This is a genomic window from Nocardioides aquiterrae (genome assembly GCF_039526625.1).
GTDB classification, from domain to species: domain Bacteria; phylum Actinomycetota; class Actinomycetes; order Propionibacteriales; family Nocardioidaceae; genus Nocardioides; species Nocardioides aquiterrae.
In genome coordinates this window covers 50342-71053 of record NZ_BAAAJE010000001.1, presented here as the reverse complement: position 1 = coordinate 71053, position 20712 = coordinate 50342, and the positions used below count along the sequence as shown (strand labels likewise).

The window sequence follows — 20712 nt, the reverse complement described above, 5'->3', positions numbered from 1 at the left end:
GCCGTCCAGCAACGCTGTCGGTGCCGGAACCTAGGTTCAGCACATGCGCCGCGCCTACATCGATCCCCACGTGGGCTTGCCTGACTCGTTTCGCCTCGCGAGGAGGTGGGCTCGCGACGCAGGGCAAGTCACCATCGTCGGTCCTAGCACCAGCGCCATCGAAGAGTCGCCGTTCCTGACGAGTTCGGGGCTGCCGATAGGTACTACGGGCAACCGTCATAGTCGATTCGCCGCACAACCGCGGACGGGAACTGTCATCGCTTGGTGTCTGCACCTCGACGAGGTTCTAGAGCTCGAAGAACGCGCCGAGCTTGATGGGTTGGTGCTCGTTCGCGGCTATAAGGCACACGCGCCATGGATCACCGCTCACGCCGCTGACCTCCTGGGAGGCGACCCCGTCGCGGCGATTCCGGAAGCAAGCGCTGCTATCAAGAAGATGGTCAAGGGAATCTCCATGCTGCCCGTGCTGAATCAGGGTCTCACTGACTCCCGCGAGCGGTCGACTGCGGTCCAGGCACTCACGTTCATGCGCGACCGCGGTCACCTCCTGGTTCCTGAGCAACTCGCGGTAGAGGCCATCCGCAACGAGTGGCCGGGCCCAAGTCCACTGGAGCTGGCAGACCTGGCCAAGCAGCTCAACGCCGGCAAGCGATTGCGCTACCAAGAGCGACTCAATCCGGCCGCAATGGCGGCTTGGGCCTCGGCATAGCTGTGTTCGGACCCAAACTCGAACAGATGTGCTCGATACCACCCTGCGTCGGTGCTGGGTTAGATGATGTCCCCGTGAGCCAGCACGTTCCTGAACTGGAGTCGTACATCGACTATCGACTGCAGTCACTGTCCCAGCGAAATGAACACCACAAGTTCGAGGACATCTGCACTCGGATCGCGCGAAAGCGGATCAGTGCGAACATCCTGGTTGCCAACGGCCCGGTCAGTTCGGGTGGCGATCAGCAGCGTGATGCGGAGTCGTACACGACTCGCATTCCAGACGAGTTGCCCCACTCGGCAGGGTTCGCGGCCTCGGCATCCACTTTCCCGGTCGTCGTGGCTTGCACCGTCCAATCCGAAGGGTTGAGGGCGAAGGTCCTGGCCGATCTGGCAGGCATCTGCGCGGACGCCGCCGCAGACGTGGAACTGGTGGCGTTCTTCAGCGTCCGTTCGATACCGGAGGGAACAACCCACGAGCTTCAGCGGGTCGCGCGAGAGCAATACGGAGTGACCCTCGACGTCTACAGCGGGATGAAGATCGCCACTCTTCTCGCCGAGCATGACCTGATCTGGATTGCCAGGCACTACCTTGAGTTGCCGTCGTCGATGGTCCCCGAACCTGAGGACGATGGACCGCCCGACTGGTACGCCGACCTTCTGGAGAATCTGCGTCGCAACAACGGACCGGCGGCGTTGACTGCCGCAACTCAGGGCGAGATCACCGAAGGGCTCCGGTTCGCTACTTGGGACGCGGACACAAACGGGGACCTTCCCGAATGGCTCGACTTCATGGGCGCATTTCTTGCTGACGCCGACAATGGTTCCGACGAAGAACTGGTGTTCAGAGCGTGCTACGAGATGGCGGTCGCCCGGTTCCGCGGCATGGGTGTCGCGACAGGGGTTGAAGATCTTGTCCGTCGCGCGATCGCCTTCGCGAGCAGCAGTAGCCACCCGAACGTGATGGAGGACGCGGTCACTCTGGCCTCGTACTGGGGCGTCATGTGGCGTGCTGGCGTCGCGCGGGCGGAGGCCTCCGAGATCGCGGCAGCCGTCGAGCAACTGCGGGTGCATCTCGTAGCCGAACTCGACGGAACTGAAGCGACTACCCACCCCGTGAGAGCTGCGTCGTTGACCGGAACGCTTGCGTTCCTTCATCTCTTGCCCCGATGGGTAAAGCTCGAAGACGAGTACGGGCGACCGGAGCCCCGGGACAGTGATCCGAACGCGGGGGTACGGCTCGACGAGTTCGAGGTTGACACCTCCCACCTTCTCGACGACGACCTCGTCGACCTCGATGGTGCGATGAGGCATCTGAGCGCGTTGGTCGACCTGCTCCCCGAGGCGCGCCCATACTCAGTCCGGAGCTTGGCGCGCGTCTTCACAATGTTTTCCCCGGCGCTCTCGCCTCAGCCTGACTACGCGAAGGTCCGTGACGGTCTTGACGCAGCACTGGCCTTGGTCGACGGAGATGCAGCGATCGCGGATCGGTGTCGCAACCGCGCAATGGTCTTCGTGAAAGCGGGGAAGCCCCTCGAAGCGATCCACGAGCTCCACGACGCGAAGGCGCGATGGTTTCACGGCGACACGATGTACGGATCCGTGCTCACGATGCGCTACATCGGAAACCTGTACCGCGAACTGGGGCTCACGTATGCGGCCAAGATGTACGCCTGCAGCGCCGCAGCCATGGCGAGTCAGAGCGCCGACACCGCGTTGCTGGCGCACGTCCCCGCCGCGTTCTTCGAGGCGGTCCAAGCGACCCAGCTAGGCGGATGCTGGATTGACGCAGCGGGCTTGACCGAGGTCGCCCTCATCGCCCAGAGCGCTCTCGTGACAGACCCGTTCGACTACGACAAGCACCCGGAGGTGGAGACAGCTGAGCTGAATGAGCTCATGGAGCTAGTGGCAGTTCACGGCTTCTGGCCAGAACTAGAGTCTTTGTTCGAGGCCGCCCATCCGATGACGGGCTGGTACCAGCACCTCGCCGAGATGCTCGAGGCGCCCGAGAACCAGATGCCTTTGGACGAGGGTCGGTTCCAGGAGCTCGCCGTCGCCCAGTTCGCCGGCCCGGTCCTGGGGGATCTCGGTCCACAGCGCACCATCGACTTCAAGGCCCTTGGTGTCAGATGGGTATTCAAGTTCGCGAACGACCGGTCCACGGTTCTCACTGCCGAAGGTTTCTGCGCGGCGTTCCAAGTGCTCCTCGCCGACATCGCACGGTATGAGCCCGTCCTCATCAGAAGCACTGTGCGAGCCACCATTACCGTTCCGATAGGGGCGTCGCACGCCGTCGATGACGTCGAGATCGATGACTTCGAGCCGGAGATCAAAGCCCACATCACACTGTCTGCCGATGCTGAAGCATTCGACGACATCGGCCCTGCTCTGGTCGCGACTGCGTTTCAACTCCTCGGCCCCGTCCATGTGCGACCCGACGCCGACCTTCAAGCCCTGCTTGAACCACTCTTTCGCGACGGACTTCCTCATAAGGTCACCGTCGCCCGCCCCTACCAGGACGCAGCTGATCTCCTCGACGACAACCATTTCGACCGTTGCGCAGCGGCCACCCGCCCAGCGTCCTCGGATGGGTACACGCCAATCGAGAATGACCATCTGTTGGCATCGACGAAGACTGGGCCTGGCTACGACCAGTCCGAAGCCCTAGAGCTGATACGTCAGCGATACGAAGTCGCCGAAGAGGGTTGGCGGTACAGCATCGCCAATCTTCTGGCCGACGAACGGGGCTACGCGGCGATCGAAGCTCTTCGCAACGACGGATGGCTGGACTGGCAAATCCTTGTGGCGATCGTGAACGTCGGCATGAACTGGCGTCTCCGAGAGTCGGGCATTCCCATCGCAGCGGCAGGCGCCCAACTTGCGAGAGAGATCGCCAGGCAACCCGAAGCCGAAGCGGGACCTCACCTACCCATCGGGATGTTGCTGGATGAACTTGATCTCCACGTTGCTCTGCAGACATCGAGCGTCGCCAAACGATGGGGGCTCCGCTCCAGAAACGAGGCAACTGGAGAATGGGCGATGCGCGATCTGCTCTGCCGCAGATACCGCTACGCAACCGACGACGTCGCACACCAGGACCTGCTAGAAGCGCTCGCTCCCGACGGCACGCTTCTGTCACTCCTGGAAGAGCCGTCTGAAGAATGAGCTGTTCACCCAAGGGCTGCAGGGTTTCGGCCAGGCCGGCTGCTGCAGATCCGGGGGTCATTACGCTGCAGATTCACAGATCGCCGGCAGGCGATCCGCCTTGCCTGCTCAGTTCGCATCTGGTCGTCCTCCTTCCGCAGTCCGGCGCCCGCGTCGCCTCAACTGCGCAGGGTGCCCCGCGCTACCACAGAGCCTTGATTCGCGCGCTGCTCGTAGGCCGGACTCGGAGCCGCTTGCGAGGCAGCCCGCTCGACCCTACCGACGCGACAGATCGACTCTGGCGGAGCGTCGGTGCTCACCCATCAGAAGGAGGCCGAGCGAGCCGAGCGTGACGAGGCCCGTGAGGGTGGAGAACAGCACGGTCGCTTGCAGCTGCGTGAGTCGGTCGGCGGCGAAACCCGTGCCGAGCGTCGGCAGGATGAGCCCGGAGAACGTGATGAAGAGGTAGGTGCCGGTGGTCCTGGCCCGGCTGGCGTCGCCCACCAGGAGGTTGACCCGCATGAGCGTGGTCATGAAGAGCGCACCGACGGCTGCTCCTCCGATCGCCACGCCGGTGAGGAACAGGCTCACCGAGCCCGCGGAGAGCCCGTACGTCATCACCACCAAGCCGCTGACCAGCAACCCCGACCCCACCAGCAGGGCGCCGGTGTCCCGGCGTCGGGCCCAGAAGGGCTGCGTCGCTCCGGACACGACGAAGACGAGAGCCCCCGCTCCTCCACCGAGGAGCGCATGGTCGCTCCCGAGCTGCTCCCTCACGATGGAGGGAGCGAGCGAGGCGAGCAGGCCGCAGAGTGCGAAAGCCGCGAAGGCAGCGAACGAAGCGCCGAGGAATTCGGCACGACGCCCCGGAGGGAGCCCGAGCGGCTGAAGACGCAGTCGCGGCCTGGTGCGGCGGGCGGCAACGGTCTCCGGAACGGTGAATGACAAGGCTGCTGCGAGCAGCATCGCGCCGAGGTGGCAGGCGAAGGTCAGCCGGGTGGGCGCCGGGCCGTACTGGACGAGGAGGGCAGCCGCCAGCGCTCCGAGCCCCAGGCCGATCTGGTTCACCGCCGTCGAGAGGATCGAGGCGCTGCGGCGGTGACCGCTGGGTGCCAGCTCGACCAGCGCAGCGTTCGCCGCGTTGACCATGAATCCGGAGGCCACGCCGGTCAACACCCGTGCGATCGAGGCGACGACGAACGAGTCCGCGACGAGGAAGAGCACCGAGCTGCCGGCGCTGCACCCGAGCGCGATCGCCATGACCGGCCGCCGGCCGATGTCGTCGGACCAGTGGGCAGCGCCGAGCAGCACGACCAGGACGCCCACCGGATACAGGGCGTACAGCGCAGTGACTTCGGCATGCGTCAGTGACCAGCGCTGCTGGAAGTCGACGTACATCGGCGTCGGCAGGGTCACGCCGGCCACCACCGACGCGTAGACCACCACGACCACGACCTGGGCAGCGCTGAACGCCGGCACCATCGGGTTCCGCCGCGAGGGGCGGCTCGCCGGAGCGCCGACGGGTCGTCGAAAAGTCGGGTCTTGTTTCTCCATGCGATACCTGTTTAGCATAGCGAAACGCCGGATGTGGCGTCCGTCTCACTGGAACGAGGTCTGAGGTCGTGCCTCTGCTGCAAGTCCACCTCCTCGCGGGCCGTCCGCCGGCGCTCAAGGCGCAGCTCGTCCGCGAGCTCACCGAGGTCGTCGAGCGGGTCCTGGGATCGAGCCCCGAGCGGGTCTCCGTCCTGGTGACGGAGTACGCGGAGGGGCACTGGAACGTCGGCGGCGAGCCGCTGCGCCTGCCCGAGGCGGCCCGGGATGAGTGACGAGGGCGTGGCGCTGCCAGAGCTGCTACGCGGGCTCGACCGGTGCAGCGTCTTCGAGCTCGAGCACCCGCGCTACGTCGGGGCGCCGATCTTCCCTGCGCACTGGCCGGGATTCGTCTACACGCTGCACCGGCACCACGAGGCCCTCGGTGACGGCGTCCGGACCAGCGCGTCCGGCACGGTCACGATGCAGGAGCACTCCGGCACCCACATCGACGCGCTGTGCCACCAGGCCGTGGAGATGGAGATGTTCGGCGGCGTCCAGATCAACCCGGAGGTCCAGACTCCCCGCGGCTTCACGGAGCTGGGCGCCGAGACGATTCCGCCGGTCTTCAAGCGCGGCGTCCTGCTCGACGTACCGGCGGCGCTGGGAGTCGACGTCCTCGAGCCCGGCTACCTCGTCAGTGCTCAGGACCTGGCGCTGACCGAGAAGGTGCAAGGCGTCCGGGTGGAGGCCGGTGACTGCGTCCTCGTCCGGACCGGGACGGCCCGGCTCTACGCAGACCCCAAGCCCTACCTCGCGGGAGCGGGGATGGCGCAGGATGCAGCTCGGTGGTTGGCCAACCGCCGGCCGTTCCTCTGCGGCGCGGACAACGTCGCGTTCGACGTCCCCGACAACGTGGACCCCGAGCTCGGATCCCTGCCCTGCCACGTGGTGCTGATCTACGAGGCCGGCATCTACATCGTCGAGAACCTACAGCTCGAGGAGCTGGCGGCCAGCGGGAACCACGAGTTCCTGTTCGTCTGCCTCCCGCTGAAGCTCGAGGGGGTCACGGGCTCACCGGTCCGTCCGCTTGCGCTCGTCCCCTGACCCAGACGAAGAGAACCAACCGAAGGAGAACACCGTGGGATCGCTGTCCCTGAAGCAGGCTCAGGCCGCCCTCGAGGCGTGCCTCGCGAAGGCTGAGGAGATCGGTTCGCCGTCGTCCGTCGCCGTGATGGACGACGGCCGCGAGCTGCTGGCGTTCGCGCGGATGGACGAGGCGCTGCTGGCCAGTGCTGCCATCTCGCAGGCGAAGGCCTACACCTCCCGGTCGCTCGGCTGCGACACCCGCGACGTGGAGGCCCTCGCACAGCCCGGCGGCGCGCTCTTCGGGCTGCACACCGCGCACCTCGCCGCGGGACGGGCGCTCGTCACCTTCGGCGGTGGAGTGCTCGTCTCGATCGACGGCAAGCCGGCCGGTGCCATCGGCGTGGCGGGCGGGACTCCCGACCAGGACCACGAGATCGCCGCGGCCGGTGCCGCCGCCGTCGCGGGCTGACGCCATGGCCGACCTCCGACAGCTCGAGGGCAAGCGCGTCGTCATGACCGGCGGCGCGGCCAACATCGGCCGAGCGTGCGCCCTGCTCATGGCGCGCCACGGTGCACGCGTCGTCATCGGAGACGTCGACGTCGCAGGCGCCGAGGAGACGGTCGACCTCATCGAGAAGGAGGGTGGGGCCGCGTCGGTCGTCGAGACCGACGTGACGTCCGAGCAGGCGGTGCAGCGGCTCGTCGACACCGCTGCTCAGAGATGGGGAGGCCTGGACGTCGGCTTCTTCAACGCGGGGCTGCAGCGGTCCGGGGCAGTCACCGAGTTCGCCGTCGACGAGTGGGACGCGCTCTTCAGCGTGAACCCGCGCCATTGCTTCCTCGGCGCCAAGCACGTCGTCCCCCACCTGCGCGAGAACGGCGGATCGATCGTCCTCACCGCCTCCCTCGCGGCGATCAAGGGCGGCCCCGGAATGACCGCCTACTCGGCGTCCAAGGGCGCCATCGTCGGCTTCGGCAAGGCCCTGGCCGCCGAGCTCGCGCCCCACCGCATCCGGGTCAACACCGTCTGTCCCGGATGGATCGACACGCCCTTCAACCAGCCCGCGATCGACTTCATGGGAGGCCGTCGTTCGCAGGAGGAAGCGGTTCGACAGGTCGTGCCGCTGGGCCGCCAGGGATCTCCTGAGGAGATTGCCGGCGGCGTCCTCTTCCTCGCCTCCGACGCCTCCTCGTACATGACCGGTCAGACCTTGGTCATCGACGGCGGCGTCGCCTGACCTCCGTTGCACCCACACATCACCGCGCAAGACAACAGGAGCAGAAATGAACAACCGACGTAAGCCGGCAGGCAGGTCCGGCTTGAGCTTCCCGTCCGTCGACGTGTCTCGCCGCGGCTTCCTCCGTGGGAGCGCCGCGCTCGGCGGGGTGTCCTTCCTCGCCGCTTGTGGCGGGGGCGACGGCGACACGAAGTCCTCGGCCGCGAAGATCGACACCTCGAAGGTCGACTCCGAGGTCGCCCAGGGGCTGCAGGACATCTTCGGCCCCGGCGGCGAGGAGGGCGGCTCGGGCGTGACGCTCACCGCCGGCATGCTCCTCGCGATGACCGGGCAGGGGTCGTTCTTCGGCAAGGTCATGAGCCAGGGCGCGCAGCTCGCCGCAGCGCAGATCAAGTCCGCCGACGGCATCACCTACGACGTCAAGATCGGGGACCACAAGAGCGGTGACGTGCCCACGGCGCTCACGGTCACCCGCCAGCTCGTCACCCAGGACAAGATCAAGATCCTCCAGACCTCCTACGGCGCGCCGAGCGAGGCCATCGTCCCGCTCATCGGGCAGAACAAGCTGCTGTCGTTCAACGGCGGCGGCTCGAGCCCGGGCCAGGTGGCCAAGCCGTTCCTGTGGCAGACCCGGATGATCTTCGGTGACGACCCGTGCCCGGGCGGTCTGGCATGGATCGCGAAGGAGTACCCCGACGCGAAGAAGCTCGCGATCGTCGGAACACAGGAGAACGGCGTCGCGGGTGCCAAGGAGATCGGCCCTGCGGTGTGGGCGCAGCTCACCGGCGGGACGGTCGTCGCCAACGAGCAGCACGACGTCGGTGCCACCGACTTCAGCTCGATCGTGGCGCGGATCAAGTCATCCAGCCCGGACGCGATTCTGACCTTCAGCTTCGGTGACGACGTGGGCTACCTCGTCAAGCAGCTGCGAGAGGCCAACGTCACCGTGCCCATCATGGGCATCGAGTTCACCGAGCAAGCGGCGAAGGTGGCCGGTGCGTCGTACGACACCTACAACTTCGCCACCGACTTCTACGACCCCAAGAACCCCAACCCGTGGAACCAGATCTTCGTCGACGGCCACAACGACATGTTCGGCTCCGACCCGGAGTACTACGGGGCCAACTACTACGAGCAGGTCTTCTTCGTCTGGGAGCTCGTCCGGCGCGTCCTCGCCGACGGTGGTGACCCCACGGACACGACCGCGCTCCAGTCCGCTCTGGAGGCGAACCCCGAGTTCAAGTCCCTGTACGGCGGTGACGCGAGCGCCCCTGGGACGGTGCAGTTCAACCCGGAGGACCACACGATCTCCAAGCCGATGGGCGTCTTCAAGGTGACCAACGGGCAGCCGAGCAAGATCGCCGACATCGTCAAGATCGCGTCGGGCGACGACCCCGCTTCGGCGCTGGTCTGACCGTCCATCTCCGAGGAGCACCATGGACCTGGAACTTCTGGCGCAGCTGACGGTCTCCGGCCTCGTCGTGGGATCGACGTACGCGTTGCTGGGCGTCAGCTTCGGGGTCATCTACGCCACGACGAGGATCTTCCACCTCGCTCATGCGGTGGCGTACGCAGGCGCTGCGTACGCCGCGGTGTGGTCTGCCGACACGCTGGGCCTGCCGTTCTGGCCGGCCCTCGTGGTCGGCCTCGTCGCAGCAGCCGTGCTGGGCGTGGCGATCGAGGTGCTCTTCTACCGGCCGATGCGCCGGAGGAACGCGACGCTGCTGACCATCTTCCTGGTGTCGCTGGGCATCAGCGTCGCGTTCCCCAACCTCCTCCAGCTCGCGTTCGGCCCTGAGAACCAGAGCCTCCCGCGTCCGGACAACCCGACGTACGGGCTGGGTTCCGTGACGATCTCCCGGCACGACGTGGCCACCCTCCTCATCTGCTGGGTGTTGATCGCGGCGGTGGCCACCTACATCGCACGTACCCGGTTCGGACGGTCCGTCACCGCGATGCGGACGAACCCGGCGATGGCAGAGGCGGTGGGCATCGACGGCAAGAAGGTCTACCTGTTCGTCTTCCTCATCGGCTCCCTGTTGGCCGGCGTCGCCGGCCTGCTGTTCACCGCCAAGGGAGTCGCGACGCCGACGATGGGGCTCCAACCCACACTGACGGGATTCATCGCCGCCTTCCTCGGTGGCATCGGCTCCCAGTGGGGCGCGGCGCTCGGCGGGCTCGCCCTGGGGCTGATCAGCAGCTGGAGCGCGCTCTACCTGCAGGTCGACTACGGCCCGGTGGTCGTCTTCGGCGCGATGTTCCTCGTCTTGCTCATCCGCCCGCAGGGGCTCCTCGGGAAGGCCGCCGCCTGATGAGCTACTACGCCGACATCGCGATCTCCATCCTCATCCTCATGACGCTGGGCGTCTCGCTGAACCTGCTGCTGGGCTACGCGGGACGCGTGTCGATGGCTCACGCCATCTTCTTCGGCATCGGAGGGTTCACGGCCGCCCGACTGACGCTTCCCACCGTGGAGGAGCTCGGCGGCGTCGCGACCGCCGGTCTGCAGACCGGGTTCAGCTGGCACTGGGTGCCGGCCCTCCTCGTCGCCGTCGTCGTCGCCGCTGTCGCCGCCCTCGTCATCTCGATCCCTGCGGTGCGACTGGTCCGCGGCGAGTACCTGATCCTGCTCACCCTGGCGTTCCAGCTCGTGGCGAACCAGCTCATGGGGGTTCTCGACAAGGTGACCGGCGGACCGTACGGGCTCTCCGGGATCCCGCCGATCCAGCTCGGCTCGACGCCGCTGATCCTGCCCGAGCAGTTCATCTGGGTGATGCTGGCTGCCGCCGTCGTCGCGATCGTCATCTGCTGGGGGCTGGGCGAGTCCCCGTTCGGGCGGCTGCTGAAAGGTATCCGCGAGCACGAGTCGGCGGTCGCCAGCGTCGGGAAGAACCCGGTGGTCCCGGAGCTGCTCGCCTTCAGCATCAGCGCCGCCATCGCCGGAGGCGTGGGCGCCTTGGCCGCCTTCTACTACGGCTCCGTCGTACCGAGCAACTACTCGCTGACCTACTCCATCTTCATCGTGTCCGTCGTCGTGCTCGGAGGCATCGGGAACCTCAGCGGGACGGTTGTCGGCGCCATCGCCCTCGGGCTCCTCGAACCGTTCCTCCGGGAGTACGTCGGTGACGAGGCCATCCCGTGGCAGACCGTCATCTACGGTGCGGCACTCGTGGTCATGATGCGGCTTCGACCCGAGGGGCTTCTTCCCGAGGGATTCGGTCCCGGTCGGCTGCTCAACTGGCGGGGCCGGAAGGCGCCGAAGGTGGTGCCGACCGAGGAGGAGGCGCTGGCTCGGCTGTCCCAGGACGCCCCTGAGGTCGTCACCGAAGGGGAGGCCGAGCCGATCGTCCAGGTCCTCGACCTCAAGAAGAGCTTCGGTGGCCTGAAGGCCGTCGCAGGGGCGACGTTCGAGCTCGAACGCGGGAAGGTGACGGCGCTCATCGGCCCGAACGGCGCAGGTAAGACGACGATCTTCAACATGATCTGTGGGACGCTCCGCGCCGACGAGGGGCGGGTGTTCCTCCGCGGTGAGGACGTCACCGGGAAGCCGGCGTACCAGCTGGTCCGCAAGGGACTCGCACGATCCTTCCAGGATGTCCGGGTGTGCCAGCGACTCACGGCTCTCAACAACGTCGCGTTGGGCGTGCAGAACCAGCCGGGTGAGCGCGTGAGCCGTCTTGTGCTCCGCCCGTTCGCCACCCGTACCGCCGAGAAGCGGGTCCGGCAGAAGGCGCTCGACTGCCTCGCCCTGCTCGGGATCGCCGATCGGGCCCACCTCCGCGTGAGTGAGCTGTCGTACGGCGACCAGAAGCTGGTCGCCATCGCCCGGCTGCTCGCGACCGACTGCGACGTGCTGCTGCTCGACGAGCCGACGAGCGGTGTGGACCCGGCCAGCGTCGAGAAGGTCATCGACGGGATCGCGAGGCTCCGAACGCTGGGGCACACGGTCTGCCTCGTCGAGCACAGCGTCCACTTCGTGCAGCGGCTGGCCGACCGAGCCGTCTTCCTGGACCAGGGGGCCGTGATCGCGCAGGGGACCGTCGACGAGCTGATGAACCGGCGCGAGCTGGCCGAGCTCTACTTCGGGACGTGACCACATGACCGGACAATCGATGGAGGTCGCGGTGCAACCGATCCTGCAGGGTCGAGGCATCACCGCCGGATACGGCAAACGCCGGGTGTTGTCGGACGTCGACATCCACGTCGCGCCCGGTGAGGTGGTCGGCGTGCTCGGCCACAACGGCGCAGGGAAGACGACTCTGCTCAAGACCCTCATCCGGATGGTGCCCCTGACCTCAGGCGAGATCGAGTTCGAGGGTGAACGTGTGGAACGGGTCTCCAGCGTGAAGATGGTCCGGCGCGGCATGTCGATCACACCGGCGGAGCAGCCGATCTTCCGCGACCTGACGGTCGAGCAGAACCTCGAGCTCGGCGCCTCGGGTGTCTCGGACCGCCAGGAGATCCGGCGCCGCATGGACGAGGTGGTGGAGGTCTTCCCGGTCCTCGGCGAGCGACGGTCGACGATCGCCGGGCGATTCTCGGGCGGTCAACAGAGGCAGCTGTCGCTGGGCATCGCCCTGATGGCGCAGCCGCGCATCATGCTGCTCGACGAACCGTCCATCGGCATTTCACCCGCCGTCGTCGGAGCCACGTTCCGCACCATCCGCGAGCTGGCGCAGGAGCGGTCGATGAGCGTCCTGGTGGTGGAGCAGAACGTGAAGGCGGTGACCGGCATCGCCGATCGGGTCTACGTCCTGCGCAACGGCTCGATCGTCCTGGAGGAGTCCGGGGCGGAGGCGCAGCAGCGCGAAGTCTGGTGGGACCTGTTCTGATGCGTCCGTCAGTCGTCGTCGGTGGCGGGATCGTGGGCCTGGCAACGGCGCGCGCCCTCCAGCGGCTCAAGCCGGATCAGCCGGTCGTCGTGCTCGAGAAGGAAGCCGAGGTGGGCCGGCACCAGACCGGTCACAACTCGGGAGTCATCCACTCCGGCTTGTACTACAAGCCCGGTTCGCTCAAGGCGCGGCTCGCAGTGGAGGGTGCGGCGGCCCTCAAGGCGTTCTGCGTCGCCAACGACATACCGGTCGACGTGTCGGGCAAGCTCGTGGTTGCCACCAGCGACTCCGAGATGGTTCAGCTGGACCGGTTGTACGTCACCGGACAGCAGAACGGCGTTCCGGTGCGGCGGCTCACCCCGCAGCAGATCCTCGAACGCGAGCCGCACCTGCGGGTGAAGGGCGCGCTGGCCGTGGACTCGACGGGCACGGTCGACTACGGGTTGGTGGCGGCTGCCCTGGCGGACGACGTTCGCGCCGCGGGGGGCAAGATCCTGGACGGCACCACGGTCCTGTCCGTCCAGAAGGTCGGGCGCGTCGCCCGGGTCCTGACCGCCCACGACGGCTGGGAAGCCGAACGAGTTGCCGTCTGCGCCGGGCTGCACAGCGACCGGCTCGCCCGGGCTTCGGGGGTCGACCCAGGCGTGCGGATCCTGCCGTTCCGAGGCGAGTACAGCGAGATCATCCGCGAACGCGATCACCTCGTGAAGGGGCTGATCTATCCCGTGCCGGACCCGTCTCTGCCCTTCCTCGGTGTGCATCTGACTCGCGGGATCGACGGGGTCGTCCACATCGGACCGAATGCCGTGCCAGCGCTGGCCCGGGAGGGCTACCGGTGGTCCGACGTGGCCCTACGAGACGTGTGGGACTCCGCCTCCTACCCCGGCGCGTGGCGGCTCGCGCGCCGGTACGCCGGAACAGGGGCGCAAGAGATGGCCCGCTCGCTCGCGGGACGCGCCCTGGTCCGCGCAGCCCGACAGATGGTCCCCGAGCTGCGCACGTCCGACATCAGGCGTGCTGGGTCAGGAGTGCGCGCGCAGGCCGTCACTCGCGCCGGACAGCTGGTGGACGACTTCCTCTTCCTCCGCGACGGACCCACCCTGCACGTGCTCAATGCACCCTCTCCCGCCGCCACTGCCTGCCTTCCGATCGGAGAGCACATCGCGCGGGAGCTCTGGAGGGAGTGAGGGCACGGCACGCGATCCCGGCACGCTCCGCCGACCCGACTCAGGAGGTTCCGTGACCACGAACAAGCCGACGGGCGCCGCACGCGGCATGACGGCGTACGGCGACGTCGGCTTCAGCCGCTTCCTCCGCGGTGCGTTCTTGTCGGGGGCCGGCTTCGACTCCGACGATCTCGACCGTCCCATCGTCGGCATCGCCGACCTGACCTCGGACTTCAACCCTTGTCACCGCGGCATGCCGGGTCTGATCGACAGCATCAAACGCGGAGTCGCCGAAGCAGGCGGCTTGCCGATGGTGTTCCCGACGATGAGCCTGGGGGAGACGTTGCTGTCCCCCACCTCGATGCTCTTTCGCAACCTGCTCGCCATGGAGACCGAGGAGCTCGTCCGTGCCCAACCGATGGACGCCGCCGTCCTGGTCGGCGGGTGCGACAAGACGGTCCCGGCCCAGCTGATGGCAGCTGCCTCGAGCAGCGTGCCGGTGCTCATCGAGGTGACCGGCCCGATGCTCACCAACACGTTCGAGGGGGAGCGGGTCGGAGCGTGCACGGACTGCCGACGCCTGTGGGGCAAGTTCCGCTCGGGGGAGATGGACGAGCAGCGGATCCGGGAGGCCGAGGGCGCGCTGGCCACGACCTCCGGCACCTGCATGGTGATGGGCACCGCCTCGACGATGGCCACGATGGCGGAGACGCTCGGCATGATGCTGCCCGGTGGGGCAACACCTCCCTCGCCCACCGGCGACCGGCTGAGGCACGGCGTGCGCACCGGTCGACGCGCGGTTGAGCTGGCCCGCGAGCCGGTACTCCCACGAGAGGTGCTCACGCCCGACGCCTTCCACAACGCGTTGCGCGTGCTCGCGGCGGTAGGCGGGTCCACCAACGCCATCGTGCACCTGCTCGCCATCAGCCGGAGGGCCGGCGCCGGGGTCACGCTCCAGGACTTCGATGACATCGCGCGCGAGACGCCGCTGCTCGTGGACCTCAAGCCATCCGGCAGGGGCTACATGGAGGACCTGCACCGTGCCGGCGGGGTGCCGGTGCTGCTCCGCGCGCTCCGGCCGCTGCTGCGCTTGGAGCACCGCGGCTTGGCCGGGCGCTCCCTCGGCGACCTCCTCGACGAGGTGCCCGACCCGGCGCCTTGGCAGAGCACCATCCGGAGCCTCGATGACCCGTTGGGGCCGCCTGGGGCATTGGCCGTCGTCTCGGGCAGCCTGGCACCCCAGGGTGCGGTCATCAAGGTGTCGGCGGCCACCGGCTCGCTGCTCCAGCACACCGGACCTGCCGTCGTGTTCGACTCCCCCGAAGACGCCGCGCAGCGGCTCGACGACCCCGGTACGAACGTCACGGCGGACTCGGTCCTCGTGCTCCGAAACGCCGGTCCGGTCGGGGCCGGCATGCCGGAGGCCGGCTCGCTCCCGATCCCTCGGCGGCTTGCCGCTGAGGGCGTCACGGACATGGTCCGGGTGTCGGACGCGCGGATGAGCGGCACCTCGTACGGCACGGTGGTGCTGCACTGCTCGCCGGAGAGTGCGGTGGGTGGGCCGCTCGGCCTCGTGCGGGACGGCGACCTGGTGCGGCTCGACGTCGAGCAGCGTCGCATCGACCTCCTCGTGGACGAGGCGGAGCTCGCACGGAGGCGAGCGGATCAACCGGCGCCGGAGGTTCCCGCCCGAGGCTGGCGGCGGCTGTACGCCGAGACCGTCACCCAGGCGCACCTCGGGGCCGACCTCGACTTCATGGCCCACGATGAGGATCGAGGGGACGCTCTGCAGCCGGAGCCGCCGCGATGACCGCGACCGGACGGCCCGCCGCCCGCCCGGTGCTGCCCTCGCTCCAGCTGAGCGACATCGTGACCCGTGAGGTGCCGGTTCCGCAGGTGCTGCGCGTCCGCCGACCCCCTGCACCCCCGGAGCCACCGCTCGATGTTCGGTCGATCGTTCACGAGCAGTTGGTCGAGCCGCTGCGCGTCGTTCGGCCGGGCGAGACGGTCGCCGTCGGTGTCGGCAGCCGCGGGATCACCCGGATCGCCGAGGTGGTCCGAGCGGTGGTCGAGGAGCTTCGTCGCGTCGGGGCCCAGCCCTTCCTGGTGCCTGCGATGGGCTCTCACGGGGCGGTGACAGCCGCCGGCCAGCAGGCCGTCTTGAGGGACCTCGGCATCACCGAGGACATCGCGCCGATCCGACCATCGATGGAGACGGTGGTCGTGGGCCACGTCGACGACGTGCAGGTGAGCGTGGCCGTCGAGGCGTCGGCCGCCGACCACATCCTCGTGGTCAACCGGCTCAAGAGCCACACCTCCTTCTCAGGTCGGGTGGAGAGCGGCCTGGCCAAGATGTTCGCGATCGGCTTGGCCAAGCAGCGCGGCGCCGAGGAGCTGCACCGGCTCGGGCCCCTGCACCTCGAGCGCCGCATCGTCGCGGCCTACTCGCTCCTTGCCTCCCGGCTTCCCATCCTGGGCGGGCTGGCCGTGACCGAGAGCAGTCGGAAACAGCTCCTGGCCCTGGACTTCGTCCCGCGGGACGGCATTGCCGGCGACGCGGAGGCAACGCTGCTGGCGCGCGCTCGCTCGCACGAGGCACGTCTCCCGTTCGCGGAGATCGACGTCCTGGTGGTCGATCGGATGGGCAAGGAGATCTCCGGGACCGGGATGGACACCAACGTGCTGGGACGCCGGATGGTGCGCGGGAGCCCCGAGCCGCCTGGCCCCACGGTCACCAACGTCGTCGTGCTCGGGGTGACCCCGGGCTCGGAGGGCAACGCCGTCGGGCTGGGGTTGGCCGACTTCATCCCGGTCGGTGCCCTCGAGCGTGTCGACCTCGCCGCGACGTATGCGAACGCACTGACGGCCGGGCTCCAAGGAGTACAACGCGCCCAGATCCCCATCGCCCTCGCCACCGAACGCGACGCCGTCGCCGCCGCGATCCTGACGGCGGGCGTGGCCGACCCGGCCCTGGCTCGGGTGGTACGGATCCGCAACACCCTGGCTCTCGACGAGCTCATGGTCACGCCGAACCTGCTCGACGACGGTGCGGGGCTCGAGGTCGTCGACGAGGAGGGCCCTCGTCCCATGTTCGACGGCCAAGGCCTCGTGCCGTGGCCCGCAACGTCAGGAGTGCAGGCAACGTGACCATCACCTCCCTCGAAGCAGTGGCCGTGCGCGTTCCGGTGGAGCGGCCGACGCGCATCTCCACCCGCTTGCTCGACAAGCGTGACTACGTGCTCGTCCGTGCTGGCCGCGACGACTCGCCCGACGAGGGCATCGGCTACGCGTATGCAGGAACATCGGGTGGCGCCGTCGTCGCAGAGGCCGTGAACGGCATCCTCGCTCCGCTGCTCAGACGCTGGCCGGGCGACGACATCGTGGGGGCCTGGGACGCGATGTACCAGGAGACCCTCCTCCACGGACGCCGAGGAGCGGTGATGCGGGCCATCGCTGCGGTCGACATCGCTCTCTGGGACCTCGCAGGCAAGCGGGCCGGACTTCCGTTGGCCGTCCTCCTCGGTGGCCGCACCGGCCCGGTCCCGGCCTACGCGTCCGGCGGCTACTACAAGCCGGAGGAAGGCTCATGGACCGATGCCGTCACGCGAGAGATCGAGGACAACGTCGAGCGTGGGTTCACCGACCACAAGATCAAGGTCGGGGGTCTGCCCGTCGCGGAGGACGCCGCACGGGTAGCTGCTGCCGTCGAGGCCATGCAGGGGCGGGGTCGTCTCGCCCTCGACGCCAACAACGCGTACCGGACCACCGCTGACGCCGAGGCAGCCCTCCGGGCTTTCGAGGAGTCAGCCGGCGCGACCGGGCTCTGGTGGTTCGAGGAGCCACTCTCGCCGGACGACGTCCGAGGACACGCCCGGCTCCGAGCACGCTGTCGCACGCCCATCGCCACCGGTGAGATCGCCGGGTCGCGGTGGGAGTTCCGAGATCTGCTGGAGCACGGCGCGGCTGACATCCTGCAGCCCGACGCGGGGGTGCTGGGGGGAATCACCGAGTACCTGCGCGTGGCCGCCGCAGCAGCGACCTTCGGCCTGCCCGTGGCGCCGCACTGGCACGCCAACCTGCACGCCCACCTGGCTGCCGCGACGACCAACACGCTCACCGTCGAGCACTTCTCCTTGTCGAAGGACATCTACAACTTCGAGGTGCTCGTCACCCCGGAGACCCGACTCGCGACCGCCGAGGGGTGTGCCGTCGTTCCGGACCGGCCGGGACTAGGCTTCGAGCTCGAGGAGGATGTCGTCAGGGCATTCGCGATCTAGACCGCGCGGGCGGACGCGCGAGGCGGCTGAGGAGGGCGGATGGGTTCTGAGGGAGGCATCGCCTCGGTCGAGAGAGCCCTCCTGCTCATGGAGGCCCTCCTCGACGGCCCGGTCGGTGCCACCGCCCTTGCAGCTCGCCTGGGCGTGAGCAAGGCGACCGCCTTTCGCGTCGCCCGAACGCTGCAGTCCATGGGGTACGTCGTCCAGCAGGAGGACAGCCGCTACGCCCTCGGGCCGCGCTGTCTCATGTTGGCTGCGTGGGCCTTCGGTCACATCGACATCCGCAGGGAGCTGCGGTGGGCCGAGGAGGAGATCCACGAACGCACGGGCGAGACCGCGCTGCTCGCCGTCCTCGCGGGGCGCGACTCCGTCTGCATCGACTCCATCCCGTCCAAGCACTCGGTGGTCTCCGTCGCAACGGTGGGTGAGGTGTGGCCGGCTCACACCTCCTCCTCGGGTCTCGCCTTCCTCGCCGACGACCCGAACCTGCTCGAGATGTACCTCAGCGAGCCGCTCCAGGACGCGACCGAGCACACGGTGACCGACCCCGCGCGGCTGCGCGAGATGGTCGGACACTTCAGGAGTACCGGATACGCGGTCAACCGCGGCTACTGGCGGGACGGCGTGGTCGCCGTCGGCGCGGTCGTGCACGACGCAGCCGGCAAGGCTGTCGCTGCTCTCTCCGCGATGATGCCGGAGTTCCGGCTCCAGGAAGCGGGTGAGCAGGAGCTCGGCGAGCTCGTCACCGATGTCGCGGAGCGAGCCAGCTCCCGGCTGGGCTACCGGGGCCGCAAGCCCGCCAATCCTGCCGGCTGAGCCCTTCCGGCGCCGCTCGCGGCTTCGCCGACGGTCCGTCTCCGGGGCCGCCCACCGGGGGCAGCCGACCGCTCACGCCTCTCACGGGGCCGTCGGCGTGTTTCTTTTTTCGCTAGGTGGTTGCGCCCAGAGAAACGCTTCGCGTAGCGTTCGACGTGGTGAGCATCACAGCGCCGGGGTGGCGCCGGTGCCGCCGAGCAGTACCTGGGGGAACTGGAGAGGCGCCTGGCGCCGTGACCTGGAAGCGCAGGGGATCATGACGATCAACCAGAGTGTCGACCTCCCGGACGTGGCCGACGTCCTGGTCATCGGAGCCGGAGCATCCGGCTCGGTCGCGGTGAAGGCGCTCGCCGAGAGCGGCTTCTCCGTCGTGTGCCTGGAGCAGGGTGACTGGACGCCGCCGAGCGTCTTCGCCGGTGACAAGCCCGAGTGGGAGCTGGTGCGGCAGAAGCAGTGGCACCCGAACCCCAACGTTCGCGGAAACCCCTCCGACTACCCGGTCGAGACGAGCGAGTCGGACGTCAACCCGCTGATGTATGCCGGCGTCGGGGGCAGCACGCTCCTCTACGCCGCGCACTGGTGCCGGTTCCTGCCGAGCGACTTCCGCGTCAAGACGCTCGACGGGATCGCTGACGACTGGCCGTTCACCTACGAGGAGCTCCAGCCGTTCTACGAGCGGATGGACCGGGACATGGGGGTCGCGGGCCTGGCCGACAACCCGGCGTACCCCCCGGGCGAGGCCTACCCCCTCCCGCCGCTGCCGATCGGGAAGATCGGCCGCAAGGCCGCGGAAGGCATGGACAAGCTCGGCTGGCACTGGTGGCCCGGCGCCAACTCGATCGCGTCGCGTCAGTTCGGCCACCGCCCGGCATGCCTTCGCTACGGTGCGTGCCTCACCGGCTGTCCCGCCGGCGCCAAGGCCAGCACCGACATCACCCACTGGCCTGCCGCCCTGGAGGCTGGAGCTCGCCTGGTCACCGGCGCACGCGTCCGAGAGGTCACCGTCGACGCCCAAGGCCGCGCGAGTGGCGCTGTCTACATCGACCGCAACGGTTCCGAGCGGCAGCAGAAGGCCTCGGTGGTCATCCTGGCTGCCAACGGCATCGGCACGCCCCGGCTCCTGCAGATGTCCACGTCGAACCTCTTCCCCGACGGGCTGGCCAACAGCTCCGGTCTCGTCGGCAGGAACCTGATGATGCACCCGTACGGCGCCGTCGTCGGCGTCTATGAGGACCCGCTCGAGAGCTGGCTCGGTCCTGCCGGCCAGTCGATCGAGTCGATGCAGTTCTACGAGACCGACACCTCGCGGGGCTTCGTGCGGGGCGCGAAGTGGAACGTGATGCCCAGCGGTGGACCGCTCGGCCTGAGGGCGGGGTACGGCGGACGACCTGTCGACGAGTCGTGGGGCTTGAACTTCCACCGCAACGTCAAGGCCAACCTCGGTCGATCGTTCGAGTGGGGGATCATCGCCGAGGACCTTCCCGACGAGTCGAACCGGGTCGTCCTCGACCCGGAGCTCACCGACTCGGACGGCCTTCCGGCGCCCAAGCTGCTCTACACCAGCTCGGAGAACACCAGCCGTCTGATCGACTTCCACGTCGAGCGGGCCCGCGAGGCTCACGAGGCCGCCGGTGCCATCCGGACGTCGACGACGAAGCTGATGCGTGACTGCGGGTGGCACCTGCTGGGGACTGCCCGCATGGGCAACGACCCGGCCACGTCGGTCATCGACCAGTGGGGCCGGTCCCACGACGTGCCGAACCTCTACATCATCGACGGCAGCACCTTCGTGACGTCGTCCGGTGTGAACCCGACGGCGACGATCATGGCGATCGCGCTGCGTTCGGTGGAGCACCTCATCGCCAACCGCCGGGACCAGGTCGTGTCCGCGACCACGACGACCGTCTGAGGA

Annotated in this window: 16 protein-coding genes and 1 pseudogene; 16 read left to right on the top strand and 1 reads right to left on the bottom strand. The window is 68.2% G+C overall.

The features are described from left to right. Positions 1–43 precede the first annotated feature (43 nt). Positions 44–709, top strand: coding sequence for a hypothetical protein (locus tag ABD086_RS00345; protein WP_343904625.1), 666 nt, complete (start codon positions 44–46; stop codon positions 707–709). 74 nt (positions 710–783) lie between these two features. Continuing rightward, positions 784–3873, top strand: a complete 3090-nt coding sequence (locus ABD086_RS00340; protein WP_343904623.1) for a hypothetical protein — start codon at positions 784–786, stop codon at positions 3871–3873. A 255-nt stretch (positions 3874–4128) separates the two neighbouring features. Here the strand turns inward: ABD086_RS00340 and ABD086_RS00335 are convergent, their stop codons facing one another. Next, a complete protein-coding gene (locus ABD086_RS00335; protein WP_343904622.1) occupies positions 4129–5334 on the bottom strand; it encodes an MFS transporter in 1206 nt (401 codons plus the stop codon). A gap of 131 nt (positions 5335–5465) precedes the next feature. Here ABD086_RS00335 and ABD086_RS00330 point away from each other — a divergent pair. The 14 genes and pseudogenes from ABD086_RS00330 to ABD086_RS00265 form a co-directional block, all read left to right on the top strand. After that, positions 5466–5678, top strand: a pseudogene (locus tag ABD086_RS00330) (tautomerase family protein); the annotation flags it as partial. Further along, the gene (locus ABD086_RS00325; protein ID WP_343904620.1) at positions 5671–6489 is read left to right on the top strand and encodes a cyclase family protein; all 819 of its coding nucleotides are present in this window, start codon (positions 5671–5673) and stop codon (positions 6487–6489) included. The pseudogene ABD086_RS00330 and the gene ABD086_RS00325, both read left to right, overlap by 8 nt. A gap of 34 nt (positions 6490–6523) precedes the next feature. Beyond that, positions 6524–6940, top strand: a complete 417-nt coding sequence (locus tag ABD086_RS00320) for a GlcG/HbpS family heme-binding protein (protein WP_343904619.1) — start codon at positions 6524–6526, stop codon at positions 6938–6940. A gap of 4 nt (positions 6941–6944) precedes the next feature. Further along, entirely contained in the window at positions 6945–7709 is a 765-nt protein-coding gene (locus ABD086_RS00315; RefSeq protein WP_343904618.1) for an SDR family NAD(P)-dependent oxidoreductase, read from the top strand. An 82-nt stretch (positions 7710–7791) separates the two neighbouring features. Further along, complete coding sequence (locus tag ABD086_RS00310) at positions 7792–9123, top strand: ABC transporter substrate-binding protein (RefSeq protein ID WP_343904617.1); 1332 nt, start codon at positions 7792–7794, stop codon at positions 9121–9123. A gap of 22 nt (positions 9124–9145) precedes the next feature. Then, positions 9146–10021 carry a branched-chain amino acid ABC transporter permease gene (locus ABD086_RS00305; protein WP_343904616.1) on the top strand — a complete coding sequence of 292 codons (876 nt, stop codon included), beginning with the start codon at positions 9146–9148 and terminating at the stop codon, positions 10019–10021. After that, positions 10021–11802: a branched-chain amino acid ABC transporter ATP-binding protein/permease gene (locus tag ABD086_RS00300; RefSeq protein WP_343904615.1), complete on the top strand. Its 1782-nt coding sequence runs from the start codon at positions 10021–10023 to the stop codon at positions 11800–11802. Before ABD086_RS00305 ends, ABD086_RS00300 begins: the two co-directional genes overlap by 1 nt. Positions 11803–11821: 19 nt before the next feature. After that, complete coding sequence (locus ABD086_RS00295) at positions 11822–12541, top strand: ABC transporter ATP-binding protein (RefSeq protein WP_343904614.1); 720 nt, start codon at positions 11822–11824, stop codon at positions 12539–12541. Beyond that, complete coding sequence (lhgO, locus tag ABD086_RS00290) at positions 12541–13728, top strand: L-2-hydroxyglutarate oxidase (RefSeq protein ID WP_343904613.1); 1188 nt, start codon at positions 12541–12543, stop codon at positions 13726–13728. Before ABD086_RS00295 ends, lhgO begins: the two co-directional genes overlap by 1 nt. Positions 13729–13780: 52 nt before the next feature. Then, positions 13781–15517: a dihydroxy-acid dehydratase gene (locus tag ABD086_RS00285; protein WP_343904612.1), complete on the top strand. Its 1737-nt coding sequence runs from the start codon at positions 13781–13783 to the stop codon at positions 15515–15517. Continuing rightward, a complete protein-coding gene (locus ABD086_RS00280) occupies positions 15514–16854 on the top strand; it encodes a nickel pincer cofactor-dependent isomerase, group 22 (RefSeq protein WP_343904611.1) in 1341 nt (446 codons plus the stop codon). Before ABD086_RS00285 ends, ABD086_RS00280 begins: the two co-directional genes overlap by 4 nt. Then, complete coding sequence (locus ABD086_RS00275) at positions 16851–17984, top strand: mandelate racemase/muconate lactonizing enzyme family protein (RefSeq protein ID WP_343904609.1); 1134 nt, start codon at positions 16851–16853, stop codon at positions 17982–17984. The genes ABD086_RS00280 and ABD086_RS00275 overlap by 4 nt, the downstream gene beginning before the upstream one ends. Before the next feature lie 39 nt (positions 17985–18023). Continuing rightward, the gene (locus tag ABD086_RS00270) at positions 18024–18800 is read left to right on the top strand and encodes an IclR family transcriptional regulator (protein ID WP_343904607.1); all 777 of its coding nucleotides are present in this window, start codon (positions 18024–18026) and stop codon (positions 18798–18800) included. A gap of 256 nt (positions 18801–19056) precedes the next feature. Beyond that, complete coding sequence (locus ABD086_RS00265) at positions 19057–20709, top strand: GMC family oxidoreductase (RefSeq protein WP_343904606.1); 1653 nt, start codon at positions 19057–19059, stop codon at positions 20707–20709. Positions 20710–20712: the final 3 nt, after the last annotated feature.